Annotated in this window: 22 protein-coding genes; 13 read left to right on the forward strand and 9 right to left on the reverse strand. The window is 35.5% G+C overall.

All coding sequences use genetic code 11. The features are described from left to right. The first annotated feature begins 156 nt into the window (after positions 1-156). The 4 genes from ACOX6R_RS02650 (at position 157) to ACOX6R_RS02665 (ending at position 6,341) form a co-directional block, all read left to right on the forward strand. Positions 157-738, forward strand: coding sequence for a TetR/AcrR family transcriptional regulator (locus ACOX6R_RS02650; RefSeq protein WP_433446994.1), 582 nt, complete (start codon positions 157-159; stop codon positions 736-738). A 9-nt stretch (positions 739-747) separates the two neighbouring features. Continuing rightward, on the forward strand, positions 748-2,802 hold the full coding sequence (locus ACOX6R_RS02655) for an efflux RND transporter permease subunit (protein WP_433446955.1): 2,055 nt from the start codon (positions 748-750) through the stop codon (positions 2,800-2,802). A 15-nt stretch (positions 2,803-2,817) separates the two neighbouring features. Continuing rightward, a complete protein-coding gene (locus tag ACOX6R_RS02660; RefSeq protein ID WP_433446957.1) occupies positions 2,818-5,265 on the forward strand; it encodes a hypothetical protein in 2,448 nt (815 codons plus the stop codon). A 383-nt stretch (positions 5,266-5,648) separates the two neighbouring features. Beyond that, positions 5,649-6,341, forward strand: coding sequence for a glycerophosphodiester phosphodiesterase family protein (locus tag ACOX6R_RS02665; RefSeq protein ID WP_433446959.1), 693 nt, complete (start codon positions 5,649-5,651; stop codon positions 6,339-6,341). Between the two features lie 65 nt (positions 6,342-6,406). Here ACOX6R_RS02665 and ACOX6R_RS02670 read toward each other — a convergent pair whose 3' ends face one another. Genes ACOX6R_RS02670 through ACOX6R_RS02685 form a run of 4 tightly spaced genes read right to left on the reverse strand, consistent with a single transcriptional unit; the run spans position 6,407 to position 10,583 of the window. Then, positions 6,407-7,510 (reverse strand): ABC transporter ATP-binding protein, encoded by a 1,104-nt coding sequence (locus ACOX6R_RS02670; protein WP_433446961.1) that lies wholly within the window; start codon positions 7,508-7,510, stop codon positions 6,407-6,409. Between the two features lie 4 nt (positions 7,511-7,514). Then, a complete protein-coding gene (locus tag ACOX6R_RS02675) occupies positions 7,515-8,390 on the reverse strand; it encodes a carbohydrate ABC transporter permease (protein WP_433446963.1) in 876 nt (291 codons plus the stop codon). Continuing rightward, positions 8,377-9,237 (reverse strand): carbohydrate ABC transporter permease, encoded by an 861-nt coding sequence (locus tag ACOX6R_RS02680; protein WP_433446964.1) that lies wholly within the window; start codon positions 9,235-9,237, stop codon positions 8,377-8,379. Before ACOX6R_RS02680 ends, ACOX6R_RS02675 begins: the two co-directional genes overlap by 14 nt. Before the next feature lie 11 nt (positions 9,238-9,248). Further along, on the reverse strand, positions 9,249-10,583 hold the full coding sequence (locus ACOX6R_RS02685) for an ABC transporter substrate-binding protein (protein ID WP_433446966.1): 1,335 nt from the start codon (positions 10,581-10,583) through the stop codon (positions 9,249-9,251). A gap of 166 nt (positions 10,584-10,749) precedes the next feature. Here ACOX6R_RS02685 and ACOX6R_RS02690 point away from each other — a divergent pair, with 166 nt between their 5' ends. Next, positions 10,750-11,901: a CaiB/BaiF CoA transferase family protein gene (locus ACOX6R_RS02690; protein ID WP_433446968.1), complete on the forward strand. Its 1,152-nt coding sequence runs from the start codon at positions 10,750-10,752 to the stop codon at positions 11,899-11,901. A gap of 962 nt (positions 11,902-12,863) precedes the next feature. Here ACOX6R_RS02690 and ACOX6R_RS02695 read toward each other — a convergent pair. Genes ACOX6R_RS02695 through ACOX6R_RS02705 form a run of 3 tightly spaced genes read right to left on the reverse strand, consistent with a single transcriptional unit; the run spans position 12,864 to position 15,587 of the window. Further along, entirely contained in the window at positions 12,864-13,283 is a 420-nt protein-coding gene (locus tag ACOX6R_RS02695) for a MaoC family dehydratase (RefSeq protein ID WP_433446996.1), read from the reverse strand. A 23-nt stretch (positions 13,284-13,306) separates the two neighbouring features. Further along, positions 13,307-14,374, reverse strand: a complete 1,068-nt coding sequence (phaC, locus tag ACOX6R_RS02700; protein WP_433446970.1) for a class III poly(R)-hydroxyalkanoic acid synthase subunit PhaC — start codon at positions 14,372-14,374, stop codon at positions 13,307-13,309. 31 nt (positions 14,375-14,405) lie between these two features. Beyond that, complete coding sequence (locus tag ACOX6R_RS02705; RefSeq protein ID WP_433446972.1) at positions 14,406-15,587, reverse strand: poly(R)-hydroxyalkanoic acid synthase subunit PhaE; 1,182 nt, start codon at positions 15,585-15,587, stop codon at positions 14,406-14,408. A 430-nt stretch (positions 15,588-16,017) separates the two neighbouring features. Here ACOX6R_RS02705 and ACOX6R_RS02710 point away from each other — a divergent pair, with 430 nt between their 5' ends. From ACOX6R_RS02710 to ACOX6R_RS02745, 8 genes are all read left to right on the forward strand, one after another. Beyond that, complete coding sequence (locus tag ACOX6R_RS02710; RefSeq protein ID WP_433446974.1) at positions 16,018-16,914, forward strand: acetamidase/formamidase family protein; 897 nt, start codon at positions 16,018-16,020, stop codon at positions 16,912-16,914. Positions 16,915-17,228: 314 nt separating this feature from the next. Beyond that, a complete protein-coding gene (locus ACOX6R_RS02715; protein WP_433446976.1) occupies positions 17,229-18,152 on the forward strand; it encodes an acyl-CoA dehydratase activase-related protein in 924 nt (307 codons plus the stop codon). Continuing rightward, positions 18,145-19,209 (forward strand): hypothetical protein, encoded by a 1,065-nt coding sequence (locus tag ACOX6R_RS02720; protein WP_433446978.1) that lies wholly within the window; start codon positions 18,145-18,147, stop codon positions 19,207-19,209. The genes ACOX6R_RS02715 and ACOX6R_RS02720 overlap by 8 nt, the downstream gene beginning before the upstream one ends. A gap of 17 nt (positions 19,210-19,226) precedes the next feature. After that, positions 19,227-20,204, forward strand: a complete 978-nt coding sequence (locus ACOX6R_RS02725) for an acyl-CoA dehydratase activase (RefSeq protein ID WP_433446980.1) — start codon at positions 19,227-19,229, stop codon at positions 20,202-20,204. A gap of 927 nt (positions 20,205-21,131) precedes the next feature. Beyond that, positions 21,132-21,515, forward strand: a complete 384-nt coding sequence (locus tag ACOX6R_RS02730; protein WP_433446982.1) for a GntR family transcriptional regulator — start codon at positions 21,132-21,134, stop codon at positions 21,513-21,515. Next, on the forward strand, positions 21,502-22,347 hold the full coding sequence (locus tag ACOX6R_RS02735) for an ABC transporter ATP-binding protein (protein WP_433446984.1): 846 nt from the start codon (positions 21,502-21,504) through the stop codon (positions 22,345-22,347). Before ACOX6R_RS02730 ends, ACOX6R_RS02735 begins: the two co-directional genes overlap by 14 nt. Next, on the forward strand, positions 22,344-22,976 hold the full coding sequence (locus ACOX6R_RS02740; protein WP_433446986.1) for an ABC-2 transporter permease: 633 nt from the start codon (positions 22,344-22,346) through the stop codon (positions 22,974-22,976). Before ACOX6R_RS02735 ends, ACOX6R_RS02740 begins: the two co-directional genes overlap by 4 nt. Next, on the forward strand, positions 22,973-23,608 hold the full coding sequence (locus ACOX6R_RS02745) for an ABC-2 transporter permease (RefSeq protein ID WP_433446988.1): 636 nt from the start codon (positions 22,973-22,975) through the stop codon (positions 23,606-23,608). The genes ACOX6R_RS02740 and ACOX6R_RS02745 overlap by 4 nt, the downstream gene beginning before the upstream one ends. A 54-nt stretch (positions 23,609-23,662) precedes the next feature. Here ACOX6R_RS02745 and ACOX6R_RS02750 read toward each other — a convergent pair whose 3' ends face one another. Then, positions 23,663-25,147 carry an aldehyde dehydrogenase family protein gene (locus ACOX6R_RS02750; protein WP_433446990.1) on the reverse strand — a complete coding sequence of 495 codons (1,485 nt, stop codon included), beginning with the start codon at positions 25,145-25,147 and terminating at the stop codon, positions 23,663-23,665. 926 nt (positions 25,148-26,073) lie between these two features. Continuing rightward, complete coding sequence (locus ACOX6R_RS02755; RefSeq protein ID WP_433446992.1) at positions 26,074-26,823, reverse strand: IclR family transcriptional regulator; 750 nt, start codon at positions 26,821-26,823, stop codon at positions 26,074-26,076. Positions 26,824-26,953: the final 130 nt, after the last annotated feature.

A 26,953-nucleotide genomic window follows, 5' to 3' on the forward strand; every position in this document is an offset into this window, starting at 1 on the left:
AAATCTGCACAACTTTCTTCATTTTTCCCCGAAATTATCAGATTTAAAATTTTTTTGAAATTATTTCTCTAAGCTATTGAACATTGTTCATGATTATAGTATAATTAAATTCGCAAAAAATGAACACTGTTCAATACGATTGTATTGGGGGTATATATATTGGACATAAGTAAAAAGCCTAAAGAAAATATAATTATTGACGCGGCTATTGAATCTTTTAGAGAAAAGGGAATTGAAAAATCTTCTATCAGATACATTATGGAAAAATCCGGCCTCGGTCTTGGCACTTTCTACTTATATTTTGATGATAAAAAGAATTTAGAAGAAAGAATTGTACTGAGAATACTCACAGATTTATTTTATAAAGCTGATGCAGATTGTCACGACAAAATTCCAACTGATAGATACATATCTTTTATTGACTATCAAATAGATGAGCTTTTAAAAGATCCATTAAAACTTGAGCTTGTCACTCGGAATGCAAACTGGGCTCTTTATGCAAAAGTAGAAAACGACAGCAGGTTTGAAGAGGCAGAAAGTACCTTGAAATTTATACTTTCTAGATTTGAGTCTCTCTTCGATGTAAAGCTACCTGAATCTGAGGAACTTTATATACTTTCTCTAACGCTTCACATCGTGCTTTCAACTTGCAAGTCTTCTTTGATGGAAGAGTCTGTGCTTACAATCGATCAGATGAAGCCAGTTTTATTTAAAATAATAAAAAAATTTTTTAGTTAGAGTGAGTTTATGAAAAAATTTACAAAATTTATTTCTCATCACCCTAAAATTGTATTTTTGGTGATGACAGCACTTTTAATTCCGTCTTTTCTTGGTTACAAGCTGACGGGAGTAAATTATGATATTTTGACATACCTTCCCGACGATTTAAAATCGACGCAGGGTCAAAAAATCTTAGACAGCGAATTTAAAAATGCAGCGACGGGGATGCTAATATTAGAAGGAACCGATCACGAGGCCGAGATGCTGCGTGAGGAGATCCTAAAGATAGACGGAGTCGAAGATGTTATTTCAAAATCTTCAACTGTGGGAGATATGATTCCACAGGAATTCTTGCCAGATGACATTAAAGATGTATTCTATGGCCCTGGTTCAACTCTTATGATAGTAAAGTTTAGCGACTCAGCTTCGTCCTTTACGACTATGGCAGCAATCGACAAGATAAAGAGCATCGATTCGCCAGATAAATATCTAAGTGGTATATCGTCACTTGTTAAAGACACAAAGGATATTATAGACAAGGAAACGCCAATTTATGTTATTCTTGCAGTAGCTCTTGGTCTCGTAATTTTATCTCTTACAAATGAGTCAACGGTAATTCCAATTGTCTTTATGCTGACAATTGGTTATGCCATAATTTATAACTTTGGTACGAATGTATTCTTGGGAGAGATTTCCTATATAACAAAGGCAATTGCAGCAGTTTTGCAACTTGCCGTTACCATGGACTATTCCATATTCTTGTACCACAGGTATGTTGAAGAGAAAAATTATACAGAAGATAAAAATGAAGCGATGGATATTGCAATCCAAAAAACAATATCTGCCCTATTTGCATCTTCCCTTACAACTTTCGTAGGATTTATCGTATTAATTCTAATGCGTCTTGGACTTGGTAAGGACATTGGACTTGTAATGAGTAAGGGAGTTCTGATTGGACTTCTAACTACAGTTACACTTCTTCCTGCAATGCTACTACTTGTAGAAAAATTAGTTACTAAATATAACCACAGAGTCCTTCTTCCATCTTTTGATAAACTATCAGAGTTTAACTTAAGACACAGTAAGACTCTAACACTTGTCTTTGTGGGACTATTTATCCCGGCAGTATTTGGATCTATTAACACAAAACTTTATTACAACCTAGACAGGTCCTTGCCTCAAGATTTGGATTCAATAGTTGCACTTAACAAGATGAAAAAAGACTACAACATGGCGACAACACATTTTATCGTCGTAAAAGATGATTTATCAAATTCATCACTAAATGCACTACTTGACGGCTTAAAAGAAATTGATGGAATAAACTCAGTCCTTAGTACAAACTCAGTAACTGGAGTTACACTTCCACAAGAATTTTTGCCCGATAAGGTACGTGATAACTTCGCAAAAGGCGGATACCAAATGATAATGGCAAACTCAAAATATCAAACGGCATCCCCTGAAGTTAGAGAGCAAATCAAAAAAATGAGAAGCGTAATATCAAAATACGACAGTGAAGGATACTTAACTGGTGAGGCAGTTTTAACAGACGACTTGACAGATATTTCTTCACAAGACTTTAAAATGGTAAACATTGCTTCCATTGCAATAGTATTTGTAATCATTGCAATAGTATTTAAATCACTTGGAATTCCTATAGTTTTAATTGCAGCTATAGAACTTGCCATTCAGATAAATATGGGAGTTCCCTACTATATAAATCAAACAATACCTTTTATAACATCGATTATAATCGGTGTAATACAGCTCGGTTCTACAATCGACTACTCAATTCTTCTTACAAACAGATTCTTGCACGAGTATGAAATAAGTAGCGACGTAGAAGAGTCATTGAGGATAGCAACAAAGGAAACATCTAAATCAATTGTTACATCAGCCCTATCATTTATGGCAGCGACAATTGGCGTAGGTCTTTATTCAAAGATGGAAATAGTTTCAACAATTTGTACATTCTTGGCAAGAGGTGCAATCATAAGTATGGCGGTAATAATTTTCCTACTACCTGCACTTATATCTGTAACTTTTCCATTTATCAAAAAAACTACTAAGGGATTAAATTAAGAAAGAGGAGAAAAAATGAATAGAAAATCACAAAAAGTTATCGCTTCAGTTCTTCTATCTTCTATGTTACTAACAAATACAGCTTTCGCAGCACCAAGTGTAATAAATAAATCAGAAACTGTATATGTAATTCAAAAAGATGGCAAGACAAAAGATAAAACAGTATCAGTTTGGTTAAACTCAGAAGAAAACATCAAGGGCAAAGATAAAACTGACCTTACAAATATAAAAAATCTAAAGACTGACGAAGAAGTAAATCCAGAAAGAGGCTATATAAATTGGAACGAAGATAAAAAAGATATCTACTACCAAGGAAAGAGCGACAAAGATCTTCCTGTTGAAATAAATATAAAATATTTCTTAGATGGAAAAGAAATGGATAACAATGAGCTCAAGGGCAAATCTGGACATCTTAAAATTGAAATTGAATCAGTCAACAAAAAATATGTAACTAAAAAGATTAATGGCAAAAACACAAGAGTTTATTCACCTTACACAGTTGTAAGTGCAATGAGCTTTAACACAGAAATTGCATCTAATATTGAAGCTGAAAATTCAAAAGTCGTAAAGGACGGCAAGAACGAAGTCGTAACAACAGTATTAACACCAGGTCTACGCGAAAACTTTGAAAGCATCTTAGAAGATAGACAGATGGAAGACTTTAAAGATAGCGCTACAATTGAAATGGAAGTTGAAAAATACGAACCAGTTGAAGTTTATGCAGTAATCTCTAACGAACTTTTCCAAAACAAAGTTGATATTGAATCAATAGATAAACTTCGTGATGGAATTAATGAACTAGAAGATAACTCTCAAAAACTAGTTGACGCATCTGTAAAATTATCTGATGCACAGGGCGAACTTAACACTGGTATTGGCGATGTAAATTCTGGTGTTGGTAAACTTCACGACGGCTCACAAGAACTTTATGACAAATCAGGCGAACTTGAAGATAAGTTTGACGATGTAATCGAAAAGGTAAAACCAGTTCCAGGTTATGTTGCAGAAATGGACGACGGAGGAACTAAGCTTACATCAGGAATTAGCGATTATACAGGAGCCGTTGGCAAGATGAACGAAAACACTGGCGCAATGATTGACGGTGCACACAAACTTGCAAAGGGCTCAGCCGATCTTGACGACGGACTTGGCAAACTTAAAGATGCAACATCACAACTTCGTGCAGGCTCTTCAAAACTAAGTCAAATTGGAGACTTGAAAGAAGAAGCATTGAAGAAGTTAATAGAACTTAAAAAAGGTATAGAAGCTCTTCACGCCGGAGCAGGAAAACTTCAAGCTGGTGCTGATGAAGCAGTTGAAGGTGTAAATGCACTTGTCGGTACAGAAAAAAATCCAGGCATGACACAGTTTAATAAAGGTATGCAAGAGATGAATAGACAAGTTCAAGGAATGAATGTTCCAGACTTATCAGGTCTTCCAAATAATAGAAACAGTAATACTGTTGAAGTTAACTTACAAAATATAGGAGACAATACAAAATCTATTGGCGCAGAATTACAAAATATTCAATCCGTAATTCAAACACTAAGTAAGAGCACAGACCCAGAAATATTACAGGCAGCCCAAAAGCTTGCAATCTCTGCACAAAAGATTGGAGGTAACGCTCAATTAATTGGAGGATCAGCTGGAAATTTACGTGATTCTCTAGCTCCTTTAAATGATCTTAGTAAAATGGCTCCGTATTTGTCATCCCAAATGAAAGAGCTTCAAGCTGGAATGAATCAACTTGCAACAGCATCTAATCAATTAAATGCCGGAACACAAAAACTTGCAGCTGGTCTACCAGCACTACAAGATGGTGCAAAACAGCTTAATGATGGTCTTGGTACAGTGGAAACTGAGCTTAATGGCGGAATTTCACAAATCACAGACAAAATGGATGTATCTCAACTAATAAAACTTTCTGACTCACTTGTTCAACTTGACGATGCGACAGGTCAACTTAAAGATGGTTCTTCAAAATTAAGAGAAGGAACTGAAGAGAGTGAAGATGGTGTAAATAAACTTGCTTCTGCTATTTCAGAACTTGATTCAAACTCTGGCAAATTAAACGACGGCGCAAATGAACTTTCAAGTGGTCTTCACGAGTTTAGAGATAAATCAAAAATGTTCAACGACTTCCCAAGACTAAAGACTGAAGGACTTTCTCCAATGAGAGATGGAATTAGAAAGTTAAATGACGGTATTGTGGAACTTAATGATGGTACTGTTAAGCTTCAAGATGGAGGAGATGTAATTGACGATGCTATGAGAAAATTCTCCGACAAGCTTGAAGAGTTTAAACAAAGAGGAATCGACGAACTCGACAACAAGACAAAAGATCTTCCTGAGTTTAAAGAAGTTGTGGACACAATGTCTGATCTTGCAAAAGAAGAAACTTCATTTACAGGAACAAGCGATGGCTTTGATACAAAATCAAGAATTATTCTAAAAATTAAATAATATCTCTTATTCCAAAAAAATTCATTTGAATGAGAGTATTACAAAGCTCAAAAAATCTTATCTCATTACAGAAATTGGAAAGGTTCATACTTTTGCAAATCTGAAAATCACAAACTCACTTACGTTCAGACAGTGTGATTTTCGGGCGATTTGCTTCAAGTTGAACTTTCTACAATTTCTTCCATAGGATAAGATTTTTCTAGAGCTTTGTAACTTTACAACCATCTTACTCCAAGGAAACCCCTTAGAGTTTTTTTGTGCAGTTAATATAAAACTTATGACGTCTATAACGTTAATATAAACCAAATTTATTTATAAAGATTACAAGTTTTTAAATTCTTTTTTACAATTCTTTATTATACTTATTCTAATGAGGTGATTTTATGAAAATTTATGCCCACAGGGGCTTTAGTTCAAAGTATGCAGAAAACACTACATCTGCCTTTTTAGCATGCAAGGGCCTAGATATAGACGGAATAGAAATTGATGTGCAATACACAATGGATAAAAAGGTCGTTGTGATTCACGATGAATTTTTAAATAGACTATGCATGTTAAGCAAATTTGTAAAAGATATGACTTGGGACGAGATGAAAGATTTAAAAATATTAAATAGCGACGACTCTCCCCTTCTCTTAGAAGAATATGTCGACATTGTTAAGGACACATCTCTTGTGACAAATGTTGAGCTTAAGACTTCCATATTTGAATACGAAGGAATAGAAAAAGACGTCTATGAAATTTTTAAGAGCAGAAATATTTTGGATAAGCTTTTAATCTCAAGCTTTAACCACAACTCTTTACTTAACTTTAGAAAGATAACAAAAGATGTCCCTATAGCAGCATTAGAAGCTGGAAGACTGATTGAACCTTGGGATTATTTATCTAAATATAATATCGACTACTTCCATCCACTATTTGCAACAATGGATAAAGACAGTGTTAAAAAACTCCACGACAAGGGCATTGGGATAAATGTGTGGACAGTTAATGAAAAAGAACATTTTGATATAATGAAAGAGATCGGCATAGACGGAGTTATAACAAATTATCCCGACTTAAACTTCGACAAATAAAAAAGACATTACTCCCTAAAAAGAGCAATGTTTTTATTTAGTCGGAAATTTTTGAAATATCATTTTTATTTTGTTGGAAAGACTATTGTCTTTTCGCTGTCCTTTTTGAAGACAAATAATTTTTTAAAGTCAACTCCAACTCTACACCTTGAATTTTTGCCAATATTCTCCTCAGGGTCAAATCTCATGATTATTCTATCTTTTGACTCATCTGCATCGGCATAGGCGTAGATGTCGCTTCCCATATACTCCACATTTGAAAACAACAAATCAATTTGTGAAGACTCATCTACAAAAAAGTCCTCGCTCCTTAATCCTACATAGTAATTTTCACCCATGTTTAGAGAGCTAAATTTTTCTTTAACGTCTTCTGGAATTTGCAAAATCTTTCCAAATAATTTTATAAATAATTTGCCGTCGTTCTCGTTAAACTCAGTCTCAAAAATATTCATCTTCGGAGTTCCAATAAATTCTGCCACAAATTTGTTGCTTGGCTTGTAGTACAAATTAAGCGGCGTGTCGAACTGTTCCAAGACGCCTGAGTTTAATACTGCAATCCTATCTCCCATAGTCATTGCCTCAGTTTGGTCGTGAGTTACATAGATAAATGTCGTATTTAAATTTTTGTGCAGATTTACAATTTCACTTCTCATTTCGACACGGAGTTTTGCGTCTAAATTGGAAAGGGGCTCGTCGAGCAAAAAAACTTTTGGCTTTCTCACCATGGCACGTCCAAGGGCAACTCTCTGTCTCTGTCCACCAGAAAGCTGTGCAGGCTTTTTGTCAAGGAGCTCTTCAAGTTGAAGGACCTGTGCAATATTTGAAACTTTAGATCTTATTTTTTCTTTTGGCACTTTTCTCATCTTTAGCGGAAAAGATATATTTTCTCTCACGCTCATGTGAGGATATAGTGCATAGGACTGAAATACCATTGCGATGTCCCTATCTTTTGGACTTATATCGTTAACTACATCATCTTCTATTTTTATTTCGCCAGAGCTTGCAGTCTCAAGTCCTGCAATCATCCTAAGCGTTGTGGACTTTCCGCATCCGCTCGGTCCAACAAGGACTATAAACTCCTTGTCCTTAATGTCTAAATTTATATTTTTGACAGCTCTATAGCCATCTTCATAATCTTTAACTACATTTTCAAGTTTTACATTTGCCACTTTATCAACCCTTTACTGCTCCCGTTGTCAGTCCCTTAATCATGTTCTTTCTTGCGAAGAAGAAAATCACAAGTGATGGAATCATACAGATTACAACTCCTGCAATCATGAGTACCATGGACTGTGAGTCAACGGAGTTTAACATACTTATCCCTATTTGTACTGTCCTATATTCATCTGAACCTGTTATTAGAAGTGGCCACATATACATGTTCCAAGCTCCCAAAAATGCAGCAACACTTAGTGCTCCAATAACTGGTCTTGATATTGGAATTAAAATCTTAATTATAAATTTTAAATCGCTACAGCCGTCAATGTGTGCAGATTCATAAATTTCCATTGGGAAAGTGGCAAAGGACTGTTTGAACAAAAATATTCCCATCGCCGTAGTGAGGTATGGAAGCACTAAACCAATATAGGTGTTGGAAAGGCCCCAGCCACTTACCATTAGGAAATTGGAGATTATTGTAGCTTCTCCCGGTATCATCATTGTTGACATTATTATGGCAAATAAAATTGCCTTGCCTCTAAATTTTAAAAAGTGAAAGGCGAATGCTGCAATTATTGCCGTACCAATTTGTGAGATCATAATAACTATAGATACAATAAAGGAATTTATAATATAAGTTCCAATTGGTGCAGTCTCTATGACTTCAATGTAATTATCTACTGTCGGATTTGCCGTAAAAATTGTGGAGCTATTTTGGTAAATTTCGCTCGCCGGCTTAAGACTCATTGCAAGTGCATAGATTAGAGGAAATAAAACGACAGCTGCAACGGCAATGTTTAAAATAAGCCTTATTATTTGCCCAAAGTTTTTTGAACTTTTCCTGTTCTTTTCGACTGCCATAATTTTTTTATTTGTCTTAGCTTCTATCATCTTGTGCACCACTTCTCTTAAATATTATTAGAGTCAAAAGCATTATTATTACAAATAAAATTATTGACTCAGCTGAGGCCATGTCGTATCTGTAATTCATAAAGGCATTTTTGTAAATGTCGTGTACTATTACATTTGTTGAGTCTCCAGGGCCTCCTCCAGTTAAAAGTTTAATTTGTGCAAAGGACTGAAAGGCATTTATTATATTTGTAACAACTACAAAAAATATAATCGGTCCAAGTGAAGGAAGTGTAATGTATATAAATTCATTAAAACTATTTGCACCGTCAATCTTTGCAGATTCATACAGTGAATCATCAATTCCAGCAAGGCCTGCACTGAAGTAAAGGAAGTTCATTCCACTGTTTAACCAGCCTGTCAAAATTCCAACGCTTAAGAGGGCAAGCTTTGGATTTACAAGCCAGTTGGCCTTGCTGTTTAAAATTATATTGATAATTCCAATTGATGGGTTTAGCATCACCTTAAATACAAGTGCCATTCCACTTGATGCTATTGCCATAGGAAGTGCATAGGCTGCCGAAAATATTTTGATTCCCGGAAAAGTTTTTTGACATAACATTGCAGTCAAAAATCCAAGAAGCACTCCGATTATAACGACAATTACAACATACATAAGTGTCACGACAATTGAGTTATAAAAGGCACTTGAATTAAAGAGTGTGACATAGTTTTTAAATCCCACAAAGTCTTTGTTTGCTCCCATGTTATCCGTAGAGTGAAGACTTCTTATGAGAGTCTCCACGAATGGATAAAAGGTAAAGATTATAAATACAGTCATTGCGGGAAGTAGATAAAAATACGCTTTTTTGTTATTTTCCCTATTCATAAAACCACTTCTCAGTTAGCTGCGTTGTAATTTTCAAGGGCGCTGTTTACCTCTTTTGCAATTTCTTCGGCAGCTTCTTTTGGAGTTTTGTTATTATTTAATACTTCTTCTACATATTTTTCTTCGATTTGTCTTGTTTCTTGATATACTGTTGCAAGTCCACCTTGTGAAGCTGGTGAAGAGTCGTGTAATTGATCTATTGCAGTTTGAAATTGTGGGAATTTTTCTATATTTTCTTTAAATACAGGCTCTTCATGTGCATCGACATTGATTGGGAAGTATCCAGTTTCTGCGTTCCAGAATGCTTGTGACTCTGGTGATACTAAAAATTTTATAAAGTCCCAAGATGCGTCTTTTCTTTCGTCATCTCCTGTGTCAATCATATAAATTGAAGCACCGCCAATTGAAACCATTCCCTTGTCAGTTTTCTTAACTCCTGGGAAGTATGCTGTTCCAACTTCGAAAGAGTCGCCAACTTCATTTAGAATTTCTTTTAAACTTGCAGTAGATGCAAAAGTCATTGCAGAAGTTCCTGAAACAAATTCTGGAATGCCGCCTTGTTTACCAACATTTGGAGCAACTCCCTTATCTTCAAGTTCTTTCCACATTGTTAGGATGTTTTCCATTCCGCCGTTTTCATCGCATACTACCTCAGTAGGATTCTTTTCACGTCCGTTTCCGTTATTAAACATTGGAAGTTCTTGTTTTGACATAAGTTGGTCAACCCACCATCCATATATTGACATGGAAATTGGCATCTCTACTCCGCCCTTAGTCTTTAAATCATCAGCAATGTCCATCATCTCTTCTAGAGATTTTGGTGCTTCAGCTATTCCTGCTTTTTCAAACACATCTTTGTTGTAATAAAGAAGTGGAGTTGATGAGTTAAAAGGCATTGAATTTAGTTTGCCATCGATTGTGTAGTATGCAGCAAGGTTTGGTTCGATTTTTGAAACGTCGAAGTTGTCCTTGTCGATATATTCTTGAACTGGAACGATTAGTCCAGAGTCGATCATAAATCTTGCGCCAAGTTCAAAAACTTGTACCATGTCGGCACCAACTTCTTTACCTGCTGATGATGCTCTTAGTTTTGTAAGTGCGTCGTCATACTCACCTTGAAACTCAGCCTTAACATAATATTTATCTTGGCTTTCGTTGTATCTCTTTACAAGTTCGTCAAGAGCTTTACCGTTAACGCCACCCATTGAGTGCCAAAAAGTAACTGTAGTCTTGCCTGCCTCTTCTGCAGCTGCTACATCTTTGTCCTCTTTAGAACCACCCTTTGAGCAAGCTGTAAATAGCATTGCAAACACAATTGTGATAATTAAAATAACTTTTTTCTTCATAATTCCTCCTATAAATTAATTCTTAACATATAGAAAATAGCATCTAATTTATGTTTTTTGATTTAAAGAATGTAATTTATTGGTAAAAATATAAATAAGTAGTCTACTTTGATTAGGACGCTTTTAAGTGATAAAATGAAAATGTATTAATATAAAGGAGTAATTTATGAACGCACTATCAAATTTAAAAATTTTAGATTTCACAACACTTTTGCCAGGACCATTTGCAACAATGCAGATGGCAGACATGGGAGCTGATGTAATAAAAATATCATCACCTTCCAAGTACGATTTAGTATTAGAGGCTGAGCCAAAAATTAATGGCAAGTCAGCAAACCTACTTTGGCTAAACAGAAACAAAAAGACTTTGGCGCTAAACCTTAAGACAAAAGAGGCTGTTGACATTGTAAAAGAACTTGTAAAAGAGTACGACATAATTGTGGAACAGTTTAGACCAGGAGTTATGGAAAAACTTGGACTTGGATACGAAGAACTTTCAAAAATAAATCCAAGACTGATCTACTGCTCAATAACAGGCTACGGCCAAACAGGACCAATGGCAAATAAAGCAGGCCACGACATTAACTTCTTGGCAAAATCAGGAGTTTTGGGATTTAGTGGAAGAAATGAAAGCGGCCCAGAACTTTACGGCACACAAATAGCAGATATCGCCGGTGGAACAATGAATTCAATTATAGGAATACTTGCAGCAGTAAACTACAGGCACTTCTCTGGCGAGGGACAATACATTGACATATCAATGATGGACGGTGCTTTGCCACTTAATTCACTTCCTGGAGCAGGATATCTAGCTGGTGGAGAGCTTCCTAAGAGAGAAGGGGATCTCTTAAACGGAGGAAGCAATTACGATTTCTACGAAACAAAGGACGGCAGATATTTTGCTGTAGGATCCCTTGAACCAAAATTTTGGAGTGTACTTTGCGATACACTAGAAATAGATGGTAAGACTTCAACTGACCTTTCAGTAAAAGATGAAATAAAAGAGAAGTTCTTAGAAAAAGACTTCGACGAGTGGGTAGAAATTTTTAAAGATAAAGATGCCTGCGTAGAACCCGTTCTAAACCTTGATGAAGTAGTAGAAGACGAGCACATAAAAGAAAGAGGGCTCATTGTAGAGCTTGATGTCGATGGAGAAAAAATAAAACAGTTCGCAAGTCCAATCGCATTCTCAAAAACAAAACAAGAATACAAATTTGCCGGCAAAAAAATTGGCGAAGACACCGAAGAAATATTAAAGAGTTTGGGATATAGCGAAGATAAAATTAAAGAACTAAAAGATTTGGACGTATTTAAATAAAATTTGAATCATTAAAATGAAAAGAGCAGCTTATGGTTGCTCTTTTTTTGTAGTTGAAAAATTTGTGCAGCTTTCTTGCAATATGTTGTCGTCTTGTCCATACCCCTCCAACTGCCGTCATCTCGAGCGAGCGTGAAACGTGAGTCGAGAGATCTGTAGAGTCGTGGGTGCGATGCGCTCTCGTCTTGATAAAAAACGTACAGCTCGTCATCCTGAGCGAACGAAGTGAGTCGAAGGATCTGTATAGTCGTGGGTGCGATGTGTCCTCGTTTTAATGCAAAAAGTGTTTTGGAGTATTTTCTCCCTGAGGTTTTCTCGTTAAGACGATTAGGTCTCGCTCGAATGCTTTGCAGATCCCTCGGCTAAGCTCGAGATGACGAGTAGGTACGTCGTCATATGAATAAGTTATCACTGTGCCATTAGTTCACTAATTCTAACTCCAATTTCAACGCGATGAGGAATTATGCGGCAAGCGAGTTTCGCAAAAAGCCGTTAAAAATTTCATTTGTTTGAGCGAACCACAATAACCACCTTGAGTTAAATAAAAAAAGCTATAGAGAAAAAATTTAACAAAAATTACAACTCGCGAGTTATGAAATTTAGGCTTTTTGCGGAGTACTAAATAGTCATATAAGTTCAACACACTCTCCGAAGTGGGCGTTGGGGGCCTGAGTTGGTGCGCGAGGAGAGGGAAGGGGACAATCGCAGCGTAATAGGGTCAGCCCTAGCCTTCCCTTCCTCGCAAAAGGAATGCAAAACGCAGTTTTGAAATTAAGTTATTTACGATTTAACCGTTAGGTTGATTCCTTAAGACGATAAGTTCTCGCTAGATGTCTTTGCAGATCCCTCGGCTACGCTCGGGATGACGAGTTAGAGGTAACGACAAGTGGTTTAGACGCTTTGCTGAATAAATACTCAACAAAACGAAAAAACCTCCCAATCAAGGGAGGTCATTCTTAGTATTATTTTTGAGGTGCAAGTACTGTTGCTTTTCCTTCTATCACTACATAACCAAATTGGTTAGTGCATGTAGTTTTTAGTATTACTCTATTTTTCTCGGGTATTAATTCTTCCACAGTGCATGTTGCTGTTATTGTATCTCCATAGTGAACGGGATGTGTGAATTTAAGTTCTTGTCCTAAATATATTGTTCCCGGACCTGGAAGCTGTGTTCCAAGCACTGCTGATATAAATCCTGCACTAATCATTCCGTGTGCTATACGTGTTTCAAACTTTGTGTTTTTTGCGTATTCTTCGTTTATATGTGCAGGGTTAAAGTCACCAGATACTCCAGCGTAATTATACGCATCGGCTTCTGTCACTGTCTTTGCAAAAGAGGCGCTGTCACCAACTTTTAATTCGTCAATTGTTTTGCCGATAATTTCTGTCATATTATCAGTCCTTATTATCTATTGTGTTTTTTAATCCAATCTACTACTGTAGGTGCTACTTCTTCTTGACTTCTTCTACTTACAAACATTCCAATGTGTCCTGTTGGGAAACATTTTGCTGTGTAGTCCTTACTTCCTATTACTTTATCTAGTGGTATTGATGCTGCATTTGGAACTTGGTTATCTCTTTCGGCATATAGGTTTAGAACTGGTTGAGTGATATTTTTAAGATCAACTTTTTCTCCAGCTATTTCCATTTCACCTTTAAATAATTTGTTTTCTCTATACATTGAGTTTAGAAACTCTTTATATGCCATCCCAGCTTGTCCTGGTGAGTCGAAAATCCATTTTTCCATTGTCAAGAAGCTAGATAAATAGTTAGGGTCGTCTATATCGTTAATTAGGTCTAAATATTTATTTACCATTAGTGAAAGTGGTTTAAGTGTCAAGAATCCTGTGTTCATAAAGTCTCCAGGAACAACTCCATATGCTTCTACCATTCTGTCTGGGTTTAAATATTTTCCCCATTTAAATAGAAGTCCATCGTCTGTTGAGAAGTCAACTGGTGTTACCATTGTCACTAAGTTTTTAACTTTTTCTGGGTGTAGTGCTGTATACATTAAGCTGAATGTACCTCCTTGGCACACTCCAAGAATGTTAATTTTGTCTACTCCCTTTTCTTTTCTCAAATGTTCAACGCAGTCGTCTATATAAACATTGATATAATCATCAAGTGTTATATATTTGTCATCTGCTGTTGGAAAACCCCATTCTATTAGATATAGGTCAAGTCCACTGTCTACAAGTTTTTTAATGAAAGACTTGTCTTGTCCTATATCCATCATTGATGGTGTATTTACAAGAGCATATATTATAAGTGTTGGTATCTTTGTTGAAGTTCTTGTGCTCTTTTTATAGTGATATAGTTTTAATTTATCTTCAGTAAAGACACACTCCCTTGGAGTTTGGTTTGCTTGATTTTCTTTTACATCAAGCATAACCTCATAACTCTTTAGTAGTTTTTCTTGTCTTTCTATATTTTCTTCGATAGTTTTCTTTATATCAAAAAAGTCGCCGTACATCTTTTACCTCCCATGAATTAAACTTTAATTATTATTTTTGTTCCGGTTTATTTTCTTTAGTATTCCTCATGTTTTCTAAGTCTTTTTTCATGGCTCTAACTTCGCGTCTTAGTTCGTAAACATTTTTATAAACATTATCTACTTCAGACATTGTAACTATTGGTAGATCCTTTAATGCTGCTTCTATTACTTTGTCATATTCAATCTTAAATACCATTGCAGAGTCTGCAGTCTTTGCGATTAGTTTAGAAAATTCGTCAGTGTAGAAATATTTTTCAATTGCATCTTCTACATATTTTGACCACATTTTGTAGAACTCTCTAAATGTCTTAGGTTCTTCGCCCTTGTCGATTGATTCTATATAGTCTTTGAAAGCTTCTTTAGAATTCTTATAACCAACAGTCATTGCCTTAGTCATAAATTCAGATACAGAAACTAGCATATCTATTAAAGCTTCGATAGCTTTGTTGTTTTGTTCAAGCATTTCTCTTGAGCTTCCTACAACTGGAGATGTCATTAAAACTCCAAAAGTTTTATCATATGCTTTCTTCCACTCTCTTAGAGTATCAGCAAGTTTCATTGGATCTTTGAAAATTGATTGCATAAATATATCTGCAATATTTTGGTAAGCAAAGCTCCATGGACCAATAAAGTTATTTAAAGTTCTAAGGTAAGTGTTAAAGTAACTTTGTGAATCTACCATTAGACCTTGAATTTCTTTTGGTAGTAGAGGAACAAGGTTGTTCATAAAGATATTGTTATATCCTTCTACTAATTGGTCGATATTCTTTTTATATTCTTCAGTGCCTGGTTTTAGAATTTCTTCGTTAAATTTATTCCATTGATCATAAAGACCCATGTATAATTTTTGAGAATTTAACATTTTTTCAAAAACATCACGGCTAACAGGTGCCATAAGCTTACCCATAGAGAATGGATTGTAAGAATCCATCATGCTGTTCCATGCTTGGTATGGTCCTGTGAACCAAGAATTTTGTGGGCTTATACCTTTAATATAGTCTTGCCAATTTTTCATCCATAACTGTTGAAGTTCAACCCAATCTTGGTACTTAGTAAAGTCAAAAGCCTTGTCATTTTCTATATCTTTTTCAACATCGTCTGCTCCTCTTTTTGGTAGAGCATCCATCCATGCCTTCATCATATTTTGACTTGCTTTAAACATTTCATTCCATGCATTATATCCGTTTGTCATATTCTTCCCCTCCAATAAATTTCTTAATTTTAGTTTATTGCAACACAATCTAATGCTTTATCTTAATATTATAGTACCCAAATTCATGTCGTGATAACAGTATTATGATAATATATTAAAATATAATTCTAGAAAAAATACAATATTAATTAATAAACTCATGGAAACTTAATTAAAATAAATAATTTGCACAACTCACAATTTAGTATTTTTAAGTGTTTTTTCCACAACATAAATGAGACTAAAATATCGATGCTTTCTGGATAGTATAATATGAAGACAAAATCTATACATATATAGAGTAAACAAGCAGTAAAATTTAAAAATAATTATTTAAAAAAATACATAAATATAATTTGTAATTGAGAAAATTTTATGTTAACTTTAATGTAGTAGTGAAATGTTTTATTAAATTAAATAGGAGGAAGTTATGAAAATATTAGACAACTTAAACTATGTCTTCTCAAAGGACAACGAACCTGTTTGCACAGCAAGCCCTGGAGAAATAATTACTTTCAAAACTGCTGACTGTTTTGCAAACCAAGTAAAAGATGAAAGCTTTACTATGGATAAATTAGATCTAAATAAAGCAAACCCAACTGCTGGACCTCTATATTTAGAAGGCGCAGAGCCAGGAGATGTAATTGCTGTAGATATTCTTGATATAAAAGTTGGAAAAAGAGGCTTTGCATGCTCCATCCCAGAAGTAGGTCCATTGGCAAAATTTAGCGAGATGAGAACGAGAATATTCGAAATAGAAAACGAATATGTAGAGTTTGGGGGATTAAAATGGAAGATAAATCCAATGATTGGCGTAATAGGACTTGCACCAGAAGAAGGAGAAATAGCTTGTGGCCACGCATATAAACACGGTGGCAACTTGGACAGCAAAAAAATAACAAAGGGCACAACAGTGTACTTGCCAGTTGAACATCCTGGTGGACTTCTTCAAATAGGAGATTTACACGCAAGCATGGGAGACGGCGAAGTATCGGGAACAGGAATAGAAGTACCAGGAGAAGTTGTAGTAAGAGTTAATCTAATAAAAGACTTTGAACTAAAATGGCCGGTTATAGAGACAGAAGACAAGTGGTATGTAAATGGTGTCGGAGATAATTTTAGTGAGGCCTTTCTTTCAGCAAGTGAAGAACTTTTAAGATTGATGAAGCCAGCCTATCCACTTGATGAAACAGATATATTTATCTACCTATCACTTCAAGGAGATATTGAAATCAACCAATACGTTCACCCAGTTGATGGCGAAATGCCTTCTGTGAGATACGGCGTTCCAAAAACAGAATACGCTAAGCCACTTATAGAAATATAGAATTTAAATGTTATGACTGATTTTTAATTTGGTCATAACATTTTTTTTGTGATTTCTTTTAGAGTCTCCCTTAAAAATATTTTCTGCGCCCTCTATTTATTTGAAACTCTTAAAAGATTCTTATCAGTCTTTAAAATCTTTAAGGTTTTAAGATTCCCCAATCATTTATCCACTATCCCACTCCAATAAAACTATATTTTAATACTACATCTTCACCTCACAATTATTGAACAACGTTCAGTATTTTGTTATAATTATTTATGTTCAATAGTTTAAGTTTTAATTTAATTTTTTTATATATATTGGAGGAAGTTATGGTAATTGGCATTCCACGAGGTCTTCTTTTTTATGAATTCGACACAATGTGGAGAAATTTTTTTAAAGAACTCGATATTGAATACATTATAAGTCCAAATACTAATAAAGATATTTACAAAAGAGGAGCAAGCATTGCCCTACACGAGACCTGTCTTCCCTACAAAATATTTTTAGGTCATGTTGATTATTTGATTGATAAATGCGACTACATATTGGTCCCAAGAATTGGCGGCTATAGTTTCTACGACAGAATGTGCACAAGGTATCAGTCAACTGTCGATGTTTTGCAAAACACCTTTAGAGATAGAGACATTAAAATTCTACCTTTTAATGTGGACTATACTTCTAAAGAAACTGAACTTGCAAGCTGCATCGAAATCGGCAAAAAATTAGGCAAAAAGAGACGCGACTCTTTAAGGGCATATATTATTGCAAGGCAAGCTGTTAATACTGAGGCACAAATTAAAGAAAATAATCTTAAGAATGCTCTCAAAAAAGATAACAGCAAAGTTTTACTAGTCGGCCACAAGTACAACACCATGGATAAATATGTTGGTGAACCCATTGAGGACATGCTAGAAGAAATGGGCGTTGACCTAATTTGGGCAACAGACATGGATAGACACGATGCCGACGAGAAGTCAAAAGAAGTTACTAAGACCATGCCTTGGACTTTTAACAGGGAGCTTATAGGATCAATTGTTGAACTTTCAGACGAAGTCGACGGAATAATTTTACTAAGCTCATTCGACTGCGGTCCCGACTCCATGGCAAATGAAATGATTATTAGAAAGATTAAGGATAAGCCTATTTTAAATTTAGTCGTCGACGGACAAGAGGGAGTTGCCGGAATGGAAACAAGGCTTGAGAGTTTTATAGACATTATCCTTTTTAAAAAGAGGAGGATTTTAAATGACTAGAAAAGTTACTTTTCCTCAACTTGGAAACTACAATATCCCAATCGAAATGGTTTTTGAAGAAGGAATGGGCGTTAAGTATTTAAAACCACCAAAAATTTCAAACAAGACTTTAGAAATTGGTTCTAAATACAGTCCCGACTCAGTGTGCGCTCCTTTTAAGTTCATGCTCGGAAATTATATCGAAGCAATCGAAAACGGAGCAGAAATTTTGGTATCAGTTGGAGGTCTTTGCAGACTCGGCTATTACGGAGAACTGCATCAACAAATCATAAAAGATTTGGGCTACGATGTTACTTTTGTAAACTTCGCACAGACAAAACTTTCAAAACCATCTTCTTGGTACGAAAAATTTAAGACACTAAACCCTGATATGTCGCTTATAAAAATTGGCGAAGTAATCCCCGTGTTTTTAAAAATGATTGAGTACTTGGACATAACTGACAACTTCATGAGAAAAAATGCAGGCTTTGAAGTAGAAGAAGGATCTTTTGACAGATTATATAAAAAATATCTCCAAGAAATGAGGGACATCTCCTCTCTTCGCGAGATTAAAGACTTTCAAAAGAAATACATGAAGGCATTTAAAGAACTTCCTGTAAACAAACCAAAAAATCCACTAAGAGTTGCCATGATTGGCGAATATTATACGATAATGGAGCCCTTCTCCAACCACTACATTGAAAAATGGCTTGCAGAGCGCGGCATAGAAATTGAAAGATGGATGAACCTTACAAACACAATAATCGATAGACCCGAAAAAGAAGTCAAAAATCACATAAAGCCCTATGCAAAGTACGACCTCGGCGCAACAAGTATGTACACAATAGATCGCGCCCTTCGATGTGCAAAGGCACATTATGACGGGATAATCCACGTAAAATCTGCAGGATGTATGCCCGAGATAGATGCCATGGCAGTTCTACAAAACATAAGCAAGGATTATAAAATTCCAATTTTATATATTTCCTTTGATTCGCAGACAAGTGATGTTGGACTTCAAACAAGACTCGAAGCTTTTTACGACATGATTATGATGAGAAAAGAAAAAATAATTTGATTTTAAAGAGGGATAAAATGAAAGATGTTTATTACGGTATAGATGTTGGCAGCATTTCAACTAAAGGTGTCATAATTGATGATGATAACAATATTTTAGCACAAGATTATTTGATGACTCACGGCAATCCAATCGATGCAGTAAAAAGACTTACAAAATCAGTCGAGTCACAGCTCGATTTAGATAAATACAGGGTCATGTCTGTTGGAACTACAGGATCAGCCAGAAAGCTCGTTGGTGCAATAGTCGATGCGTCCATAGTTCGTAACGAAATAACTGCCCATGCAATAGGTACAATTTCCATGCACCCCGATGTCAAAACTATTCTAGAAATTGGCGGACAGGACTCAAAAATTATCTTAATCGACGACGGCGTTGTAGTTGATTATGCAATGAACACACTTTGTGCAGCAGGAACTGGCGCGTTCTTGTCTTCTCAAGCTTCAAGACTTGGAGTTCCCGTAGAAGAATTTGGAGATATCGCAATTAATTCAGAAAGCCCAACGCCAATAGCTGCAAGATGCACAGTGTTTGCCGAATCGGACCTTGTGCACAAGGCGCAAATGGGTTATGCGACAAATGATATAATAGCAGGACTTTGCAAATCAATTGTAAACAATTACTTAAATAATGTCGGCCGTGGAAAATCAATAAGAACTCCAATAGTATTCCAAGGCGGAGTCAGCAAAAACAAGGGAGTAAAAAAATTCTTTGAAGAAGCTCTTGGTGAAGACATTATCGTCGATGATGTTGGACACCTTGCCGGTGCAATTGGAATTGCAATCATGGCAAACAAAATGGGCAAGCACAAAGAATTTAACTTTGAAACAACAGATATCGAATTTAAAACGCGCGGCGTAAATTGCAACAAATGTCCAAACCACTGCGAAATAATGTGTGTCTTAAGAGAGGGCGAACTAATCGACTCTTGGGGCAACAGATGCGAGAGAGGCCACATAAAAAATGTAAAAGAAATGGAAAAACTTAGCATATAATTTAATAAAGAATAATTTAAAAAAGAATTTAAAGTTATGGCGAAATTAATTTGCCATAGCTTTTTTTAATTTTGTGGTGTTTTTTGGAGTTTAAATATTATTGTACCGATAATTTATCTATGATATATGAAGAACACCTGCTCCGATGTCATCCTGACCGGACAGTAAGTCGCTTGTATCCAAATGATGAAAAATCTGTAAAGACACAGAAATAATGTGCCTTCGTCTTGACGTAACCCCCACACTCGTCATCCTGAGCGGAAAAAATTCATGAGAATTTTTGGAGTCGAAGGATCTGTAGAGTACTCTAGCGATGTGTCCTCGTCTTTACAAGAAAGAGTTTTGGAATAGTAATTCCCCTTTACACCGTTTCATTAAGACGCTTAGGTTGTTTCTCCTAAAGGTGCAGATTCCTCGACTCGCGTTTCTCGCTCGCTCGGAATGACGGAGTGTGTGGACGTCATCCTGAGCGGACAGTAAGTCGAGTGTACCTGGAAGAGTCAAAAATCTGTAAAGACACAGAAATAATGTGCCTTCGTCTTGACGAACCCCCATACTCGTCATCCTGAGCGGAGACGAATGCGAAGCATGAGACGGAGTCGAAGGATCTGTAGAGTATTCGTGCGATGTGTCATCGCCTTTACAAAGTTGCGTTTGGGAGTTTTCTCCTTCACGTTTTCTAATCAAGACGAATAGGCTGTTTCTCCTAAAGGTGCAGCTCTTTCACCCTCCCGGGTACACGGCGACTTTCGAGCATAGCTCTCGCTCAAGATGACGAATATAAGGAGTTTTTCTCTTTCTATGATGGCTTTTTGTCGAGAAGTTACAGATCTCTCGACTCTCTGTATAACATAGTATAGAAGTTTTAACTCATTTTTTTCTTCAAATCCCTTGACTGTATATATACACTTAAAAGTTGGTGATGTTATGGAAATTATTATTTCTAAATCATTGGACGTTCCAATCTATGAGCAGATCAGAACTCAAATTGAGGACATGATAGTTAAAGAAACTTTAAAGCCACACGAGAGGCTCCCTGGAATGAGGACTCTTGCAAAGGACTTAAAGGTTTCTGTCATTACGACAAAAAGAGCCTATGATGATTTAGAGCGCGAAGGTTATATTTACACCCTGCCCGGCAAGGGTTCCTTTGTAAATGATGTAAATAAAAAACCTAAAAAAGAAAAGATTATTGATAAGGATATTGAAGAAGAAGTTAAGAGTTTAATAAATAAAGCAAAAAAGGAAGAGCTTGGTTTAAACGAGCTTCTCACATTTATTTATAAGGAGTGGAAAGATGAAGGCAATTGAAATTAAAAATCTAAATAAGATATACGACGACTTTGAGCTAAAAGATGTGAGCTTCGACGTTTATCAGGGAACTGTAATGGGCCTAATCGGTGCAAACGGATCTGGCAAAACTACAATTTTAAAATCAATTCTTTCTATTATTAAATACGACGGCGACATCAGAATTTTGGGTGAAGAAATTTCTAAGGATATTAAAGACGAAATAAATTCTGTTTTCGAGGAATATTTTATTGGCGAATATTTAAACGCAAAAGAAGTGGACAAAATTTATTCTGAAATTTATTCCAAATGGGACTCAAATTATTTTTATGAATTATTAGATAAATTTGATATTGCAACGGACAAAAAGTATAAGGATTTCTCAAAAGGAATGAAGATAAAATTAAAAATTGCAATCGCCCTTTCATCTCGCCCAAAGCTTTTAATCTTAGACGAGCCGACAAGTGGACTTGACCCAGTTATACGTTCAGAAATTTTAGACATTTTCTTGGAATACATGGAAGATGAAAATAACACAATTTTAATTTCATCTCACATTACGACAGATCTTGAAAAAATTGCCGACTACATCACTTTTATAAACGACGGCGAGGTAATATTTACCGAAGAAAAATACGACCTTGAAGAAAATTATGGAATAGTTAGAGTAAGCGAAGAAGATTTTAAGAAAATTGACAAGAGATTTATCAAAAAATTTAAAAAAGAAAAGTATCAAATTAATGTCCTTGTAGATAATCTACACGAATTTGAAAAGACTTATCCAAGCTTTGTCGTGGACAGGAGCACAATCGATGAGATTATGGTTCTCTACTTAAGGGGTGAAGAGGCATGAAGGCAATACTAAAAAGAGATTTTTATCAGATTAGAAAAAATTTTTTACTTGCCTTTGGAATAATAGTCCTCTCTCAACTACAAGTAATCATAGGACTTATTCGTGGGCACGTAGAGTTAGACGCTCTAATATTTTTTACAATGGTAAATGGAATGATGTTTGCATCAACTGGTTACGGCAGCTATTCAAACGACCTCGACACAAAGTTCTTGGAGTATATGCGCTCAATGCCAATTTCACTTGAAGATTATGGCACTGAAAAAATTCTGCTATCCGTACTTCCATCTACTTTTATAATTTCAATAATAATGCTTGTGTTTAAGCTTAGAATAAAAACTGATATAAATGTATTTTTATTATGGGCAATACTACTGCTCTTTTCTATAATAATTGGAATTGGCGCATTAGTTTTGCTAATTAAATTTGGAAAAAATTCAAAAATAGCAAGAAATATACTCATGGCAGTTTTTATTATTACACTTTTATCTTTCTTCGCAGGATTTTTCGCTGCACAAAAGATAAACCTGTTTTTAAATTATTATGTTCTTGGAATACTCATGATTGCATTCATTCTAATTCTCCTTCTGTATAAAAAAGTGTGGAAGAAAGAAATGGAGGCCTTAAGATGAAGACAGCTATGTATAGAGAATACCTCTGTCTCAGACAAGATAAGAGTTTAAAAGATATTATAAAAGGAGTAGCTATATTTTTAATATTAATAGTAGTTCTTACTGCATTTACAAAATCATCAGTTGCACTTCCCTTTAGCATTGCCTTTAATCTTGGAATGCTAAGCAATTTATTTACAAGAGACTTTGACGATGGATCTATTGCAACTCTTAGAACAATGCCAATAAATCCAAAAAACTATGTAATTGCAAGATACATTACAGCATTTTTAACCTTTGCTTTAATAACTCTTGTAATACTTCTAACTGAGCATGTTGTTGGACTATTTATAGATGTAGATCCATTAGATATTTCAGAAAGAGTTATTATGTATGTTGTTCCATTATTTTTAGTAGTTGCTTTGATTCCAGGCTACTACGGCTTTGGACCAAAAGGAGTTGGACTTATGATTTATATCATAATAACTACGATTTTAATCTTTGCAATACTATCTCCAATTATGTTCTACAACTTCGAAAAGTATGAATATCTTCCAACTTATAAAATAATAATTTTGATAGTTTTATTTATAGTAGCTCTATTTGTTTCGGTTTCTGTATCGATTAACACATTTAAAACTAAAGATTTCTAAAAAAATAAGGCCGCTTAATCAAGCGACCTTTTTTTAATTATCAACCTTTACTCATTAATATAATCCAGGTGATTTTTCAGATGTGTCTATAATAATATTTTTAACTTGGCTATAAGCATCTAGAGCAAGTTTGTGAGTTTCTCTACCGATACCAGATTTTTTGTATCCACCAAATGGTGCACCAGCAGGAATTGAGTTGTATGTGTTAACCCAAACACGTCCAGTTTCAAGAGCTCTTGATACTCTTAGTGCCTTGTTGATATCCTTAGACCAAACACCACCGCCTAGTCCATATTCAGAATCGTTGGCAAGTTTAATTACTTCTTCTTCATCTTTAAACTTAATAACAACAGCAACTGGTCCAAAAATTTCTTCTTGAGCAACCTTCATGTCGTTATCTACATCGGCGATTAGAGTTGGCATAGTGAAGTGACCATTAGCAAGATCTCCTTCAACACATTCTTTACCACCAGCAACAATCTTTGCTCCTTCTTCAGAAGCGATGTCGATATATTTTAGAACTTTTTCCTTTTGTCTCTTGTTGATTTGAGCACCAAGTTGAGTTTCAGGATCCCAAGGAAGTCCAACCTTAACTTCATTGAATTTTTCTACAGCTCTCTTGATGAACTCGTCATAAATTCCTTCTTGAACGAATACCCTTGAACCTGCGCAGCAAACTTGACCTTGGTTAAATAGAATTCCAAGAGCAAGACCTTCAATAGCAAGGTCCATGTCGCAGTCGTCGAAGAAAATATTGGCACTCTTACCTCCAAGTTCTAGAGTAGCAGGAATTAACTTATCTGCAGCGTGTTTAGCAACATTGTATCCAACTTCAGTAGAACCAGTAAATGCAAGTTTAGAAAATCCTTCGTGAGCTAAAATATATTCACCTGATTTAGAACCAGCACCTGTAATAACATTTATAACTCCCTTTGGAACAACGTCCTTTATAAGTCTTGCAAGTTCAAGAAGAGAAAGGGAAGTTGAACTTGATGGTTTAATAACAATAGTGTCCCCTGCAGCAAGAGCTGGAGCAAGTTTCCATGCAGCCATCAAGAATGGGAAGTTCCATGGAATAATTTGTCCAACAACACCAATAGGTTCACGCATTACAAGTGAAATAGTGTTCTCATCCATTGCATTTAGAGTTCCCTCTTCTGCCAAAATAACGCCAGCAAAATATCTAAAGTGCTCAGCAGCGCCAGGAATATCTATGCCTGAAGTCTCTCTAATAGGTTTACCATTATCAAGGGTCTCTACCATAGCAAGGTGATCAGCATTTTCGTCGATGATATCGGCAATCTTATTTAATAGTTTTGCCCTTTCAACCTTTGTCGTCTTTCTGTAAGACTCAAAAGCCTTAGTTGCAACTTCAACTGCCTTGTCAACATCTTCCTTAGTAGCTTCAGTAACCTTAGCTAAAACTTCTCCATCAGCAGGGCATTTAGCATCGAAATATTCCCCGCCAGTAGACTTAACAAACTCTCCACCTATAAATAAATCATACTTATCTAACAAATTAACATCTGGTCTTTTCATATCTTTTACACTCCTTTTAAAATATATAAAAATCCGTCATAGAATATATATCCATATAAAAACTAATAATAACACTTATCAAATAAGTTAAATAAATAACGATTGAGTTGATATCAAAACAATGGCTTAAAATAGCCTTTTTATAGTAAAAAAATAATGTGAAATAAATTATAAATATGTCGTACTTATTATTTAGTATGTAAAAGTATAAAGGACTAGAGCACAATTGTTAAAGTCGAAGGAGCTGTAAGTATGATGGCGATGTGTTGTCGTTTCGATGAGAATGTGTTTTGAAGTAATTCCCTTTACATCCTTTCAATAAGACGCATAGGCTGTTTCTCCTTAAGGTGCAGATCTTTCGATTCGCGTTTCATGCTCACTCGGAATGACGTGGTGGTCGTCATCCTGAGCGAACGAAGTGAGCCGAAGGATCTGCAATGTATTCTTGCGATGTGTCGTCGTTTTGATGAGAAGGTGTTTTGGAGTTTTCTCCTTCACGTTTTCTAATCAAGACGAATAGGCTGTTTCTCCTAAAGGTGCAGATCTTTCGACTCGAGCAAAGCTCTCGCTCAAGATGACGGTGTGTGAGGACGACGACTCCAATATTTCTTGACTGTGCCTATAATTTATCCACGATATGTAGTAGGAGACCCCACCCAAGGTCATCCTGAGCGGAACGGAAGGCGCAGCCTGAAGTGCAGTCGAAGGATCTGTAAAGCTTTCTTGCGATGTGTCGTCGTCTTTACAAAGTTGCGTTTTGAAGTAATTCCCTTTACATTTTCTAGTTAAGACGCTTAGGTTGTTTCTCCTTAAGGTGCAGATTCCTCGATTCGCGTTTCACACTCCCTCGGAATGACGAGGGTGGACGTTATCCTTAGTGGGTAAAAAAAGGCAACAATTTATTCCTAAATCATTGCCTATTTATTCTAAAAATTTATATCCATTCCCGATAAAGCTGTCTCGATAATACATTTGTATTTTAAAAGCACATCTCTACATTTGTTCAGATTATCTTCGTCTGCTCTATAGATTGGTATAGATATGCTAAGTGCCGCCACTACTTTTCCGTCAATTGATAGTGGTATGGCAACGCATCTTATGTCCTCGTCTATTTCTCCAAGTTCAAGAGCATAGCCCTTCTGTCTTACTGAATGAGCCTGTAGAAGTAATTTTTCTATATCCAAAGTAGTTTTGTCAGTGTACTTTACCATATTGTCTTTAAAGTTTTTTATTATATAATCATCGTCAAACTGAGATAAGAGCGCCTTTCCAAGTGCCGGTGCATTGGCTGCTATTCTAGTTCCAACGCTTGATACTATTTTTATTGCCCTCTTGGGCTCTTCTTTTACTATATAAAACACCATTTTGTTTTCGTAAACTCCAAGCTGACAAATTTCATTACATTCGCCCACTATGTCTTTCATATAAGATCTTATTATTGATAGAGCATCAGATCTATAATTATACGCATTTCCAATTTTATATGCCCCAAATCCTATTAAATATTTATTGTCCTTAATCTCAATAAAGTTCGTCTCCATAAGCGTTTTAATTATTGGAGAAAGGGTGCTCTTTGGTATTTCTGTCTCTTCAGAAATTTCCGTCAAGTTTAATCCATCATCTGAATTTCTAAGTACTTCTAAAATTTTTATAACTCTGTATGTTGGCATGTGCATTTTAACACCTTCTTATTATTTTAATAATTCTCATTTCATTAATTTTATTATAGTAAATTTAAAAAATTTTTCAAAAATTCTTAAATTTTCAATTCACATTATCTTGACAAAGTTGTGAAGTAATACTAGA

The sequence above is a fragment of the Peptoniphilus sp. genome (genome assembly GCF_050943655.1).
Taxonomy (GTDB): Bacteria; Bacillota; Clostridia; order Tissierellales; family Peptoniphilaceae; genus Peptoniphilus_A.

Bases quoted from the DNA above. Each gene is read 5' to 3' on its own strand.
- ACOX6R_RS02735 (WP_433446984.1), top strand. From the start codon at position 21,502: ATGAAGGCAATTGAAATTAAAAATCTAAATAAGATATACGACGACTTT.
- ACOX6R_RS02710 (WP_433446974.1), top strand. From the start codon at position 16,018: ATGAAAATATTAGACAACTTAAACTATGTCTTCTCAAAGGACAACGAA.
- ACOX6R_RS02680 (WP_433446964.1), bottom strand. From the start codon at position 9,237: ATGAATAGGGAAAATAACAAAAAAGCGTATTTTTATCTACTTCCCGCA.
- ACOX6R_RS02665 (WP_433446959.1), top strand. From the start codon at position 5,649: ATGAAAATTTATGCCCACAGGGGCTTTAGTTCAAAGTATGCAGAAAAC.
- phaC (WP_433446970.1), bottom strand. From the start codon at position 14,374: ATGTACGGCGACTTTTTTGATATAAAGAAAACTATCGAAGAAAATATA.
- ACOX6R_RS02660 (WP_433446957.1), top strand. From the start codon at position 2,818: ATGAATAGAAAATCACAAAAAGTTATCGCTTCAGTTCTTCTATCTTCT.
- ACOX6R_RS02750 (WP_433446990.1), bottom strand. From the start codon at position 25,147: ATGAAAAGACCAGATGTTAATTTGTTAGATAAGTATGATTTATTTATA.
- ACOX6R_RS02755 (WP_433446992.1), bottom strand. From the start codon at position 26,823: ATGCACATGCCAACATACAGAGTTATAAAAATTTTAGAAGTACTTAGA.
- ACOX6R_RS02745 (WP_433446988.1), top strand. From the start codon at position 22,973: ATGAAGACAGCTATGTATAGAGAATACCTCTGTCTCAGACAAGATAAG.
- ACOX6R_RS02690 (WP_433446968.1), top strand. From the start codon at position 10,750: ATGAACGCACTATCAAATTTAAAAATTTTAGATTTCACAACACTTTTG.
- ACOX6R_RS02705 (WP_433446972.1), bottom strand. From the start codon at position 15,587: ATGACAAACGGATATAATGCATGGAATGAAATGTTTAAAGCAAGTCAA.
- ACOX6R_RS02675 (WP_433446963.1), bottom strand. From the start codon at position 8,390: ATGATAGAAGCTAAGACAAATAAAAAAATTATGGCAGTCGAAAAGAAC.
- ACOX6R_RS02720 (WP_433446978.1), top strand. From the start codon at position 18,145: ATGACTAGAAAAGTTACTTTTCCTCAACTTGGAAACTACAATATCCCA.
- ACOX6R_RS02655 (WP_433446955.1), top strand. From the start codon at position 748: ATGAAAAAATTTACAAAATTTATTTCTCATCACCCTAAAATTGTATTT.
- ACOX6R_RS02715 (WP_433446976.1), top strand. From the start codon at position 17,229: ATGGTAATTGGCATTCCACGAGGTCTTCTTTTTTATGAATTCGACACA.
- ACOX6R_RS02740 (WP_433446986.1), top strand. From the start codon at position 22,344: ATGAAGGCAATACTAAAAAGAGATTTTTATCAGATTAGAAAAAATTTT.
- ACOX6R_RS02725 (WP_433446980.1), top strand. From the start codon at position 19,227: ATGAAAGATGTTTATTACGGTATAGATGTTGGCAGCATTTCAACTAAA.
- ACOX6R_RS02685 (WP_433446966.1), bottom strand. From the start codon at position 10,583: ATGAAGAAAAAAGTTATTTTAATTATCACAATTGTGTTTGCAATGCTA.
- ACOX6R_RS02730 (WP_433446982.1), top strand. From the start codon at position 21,132: ATGGAAATTATTATTTCTAAATCATTGGACGTTCCAATCTATGAGCAG.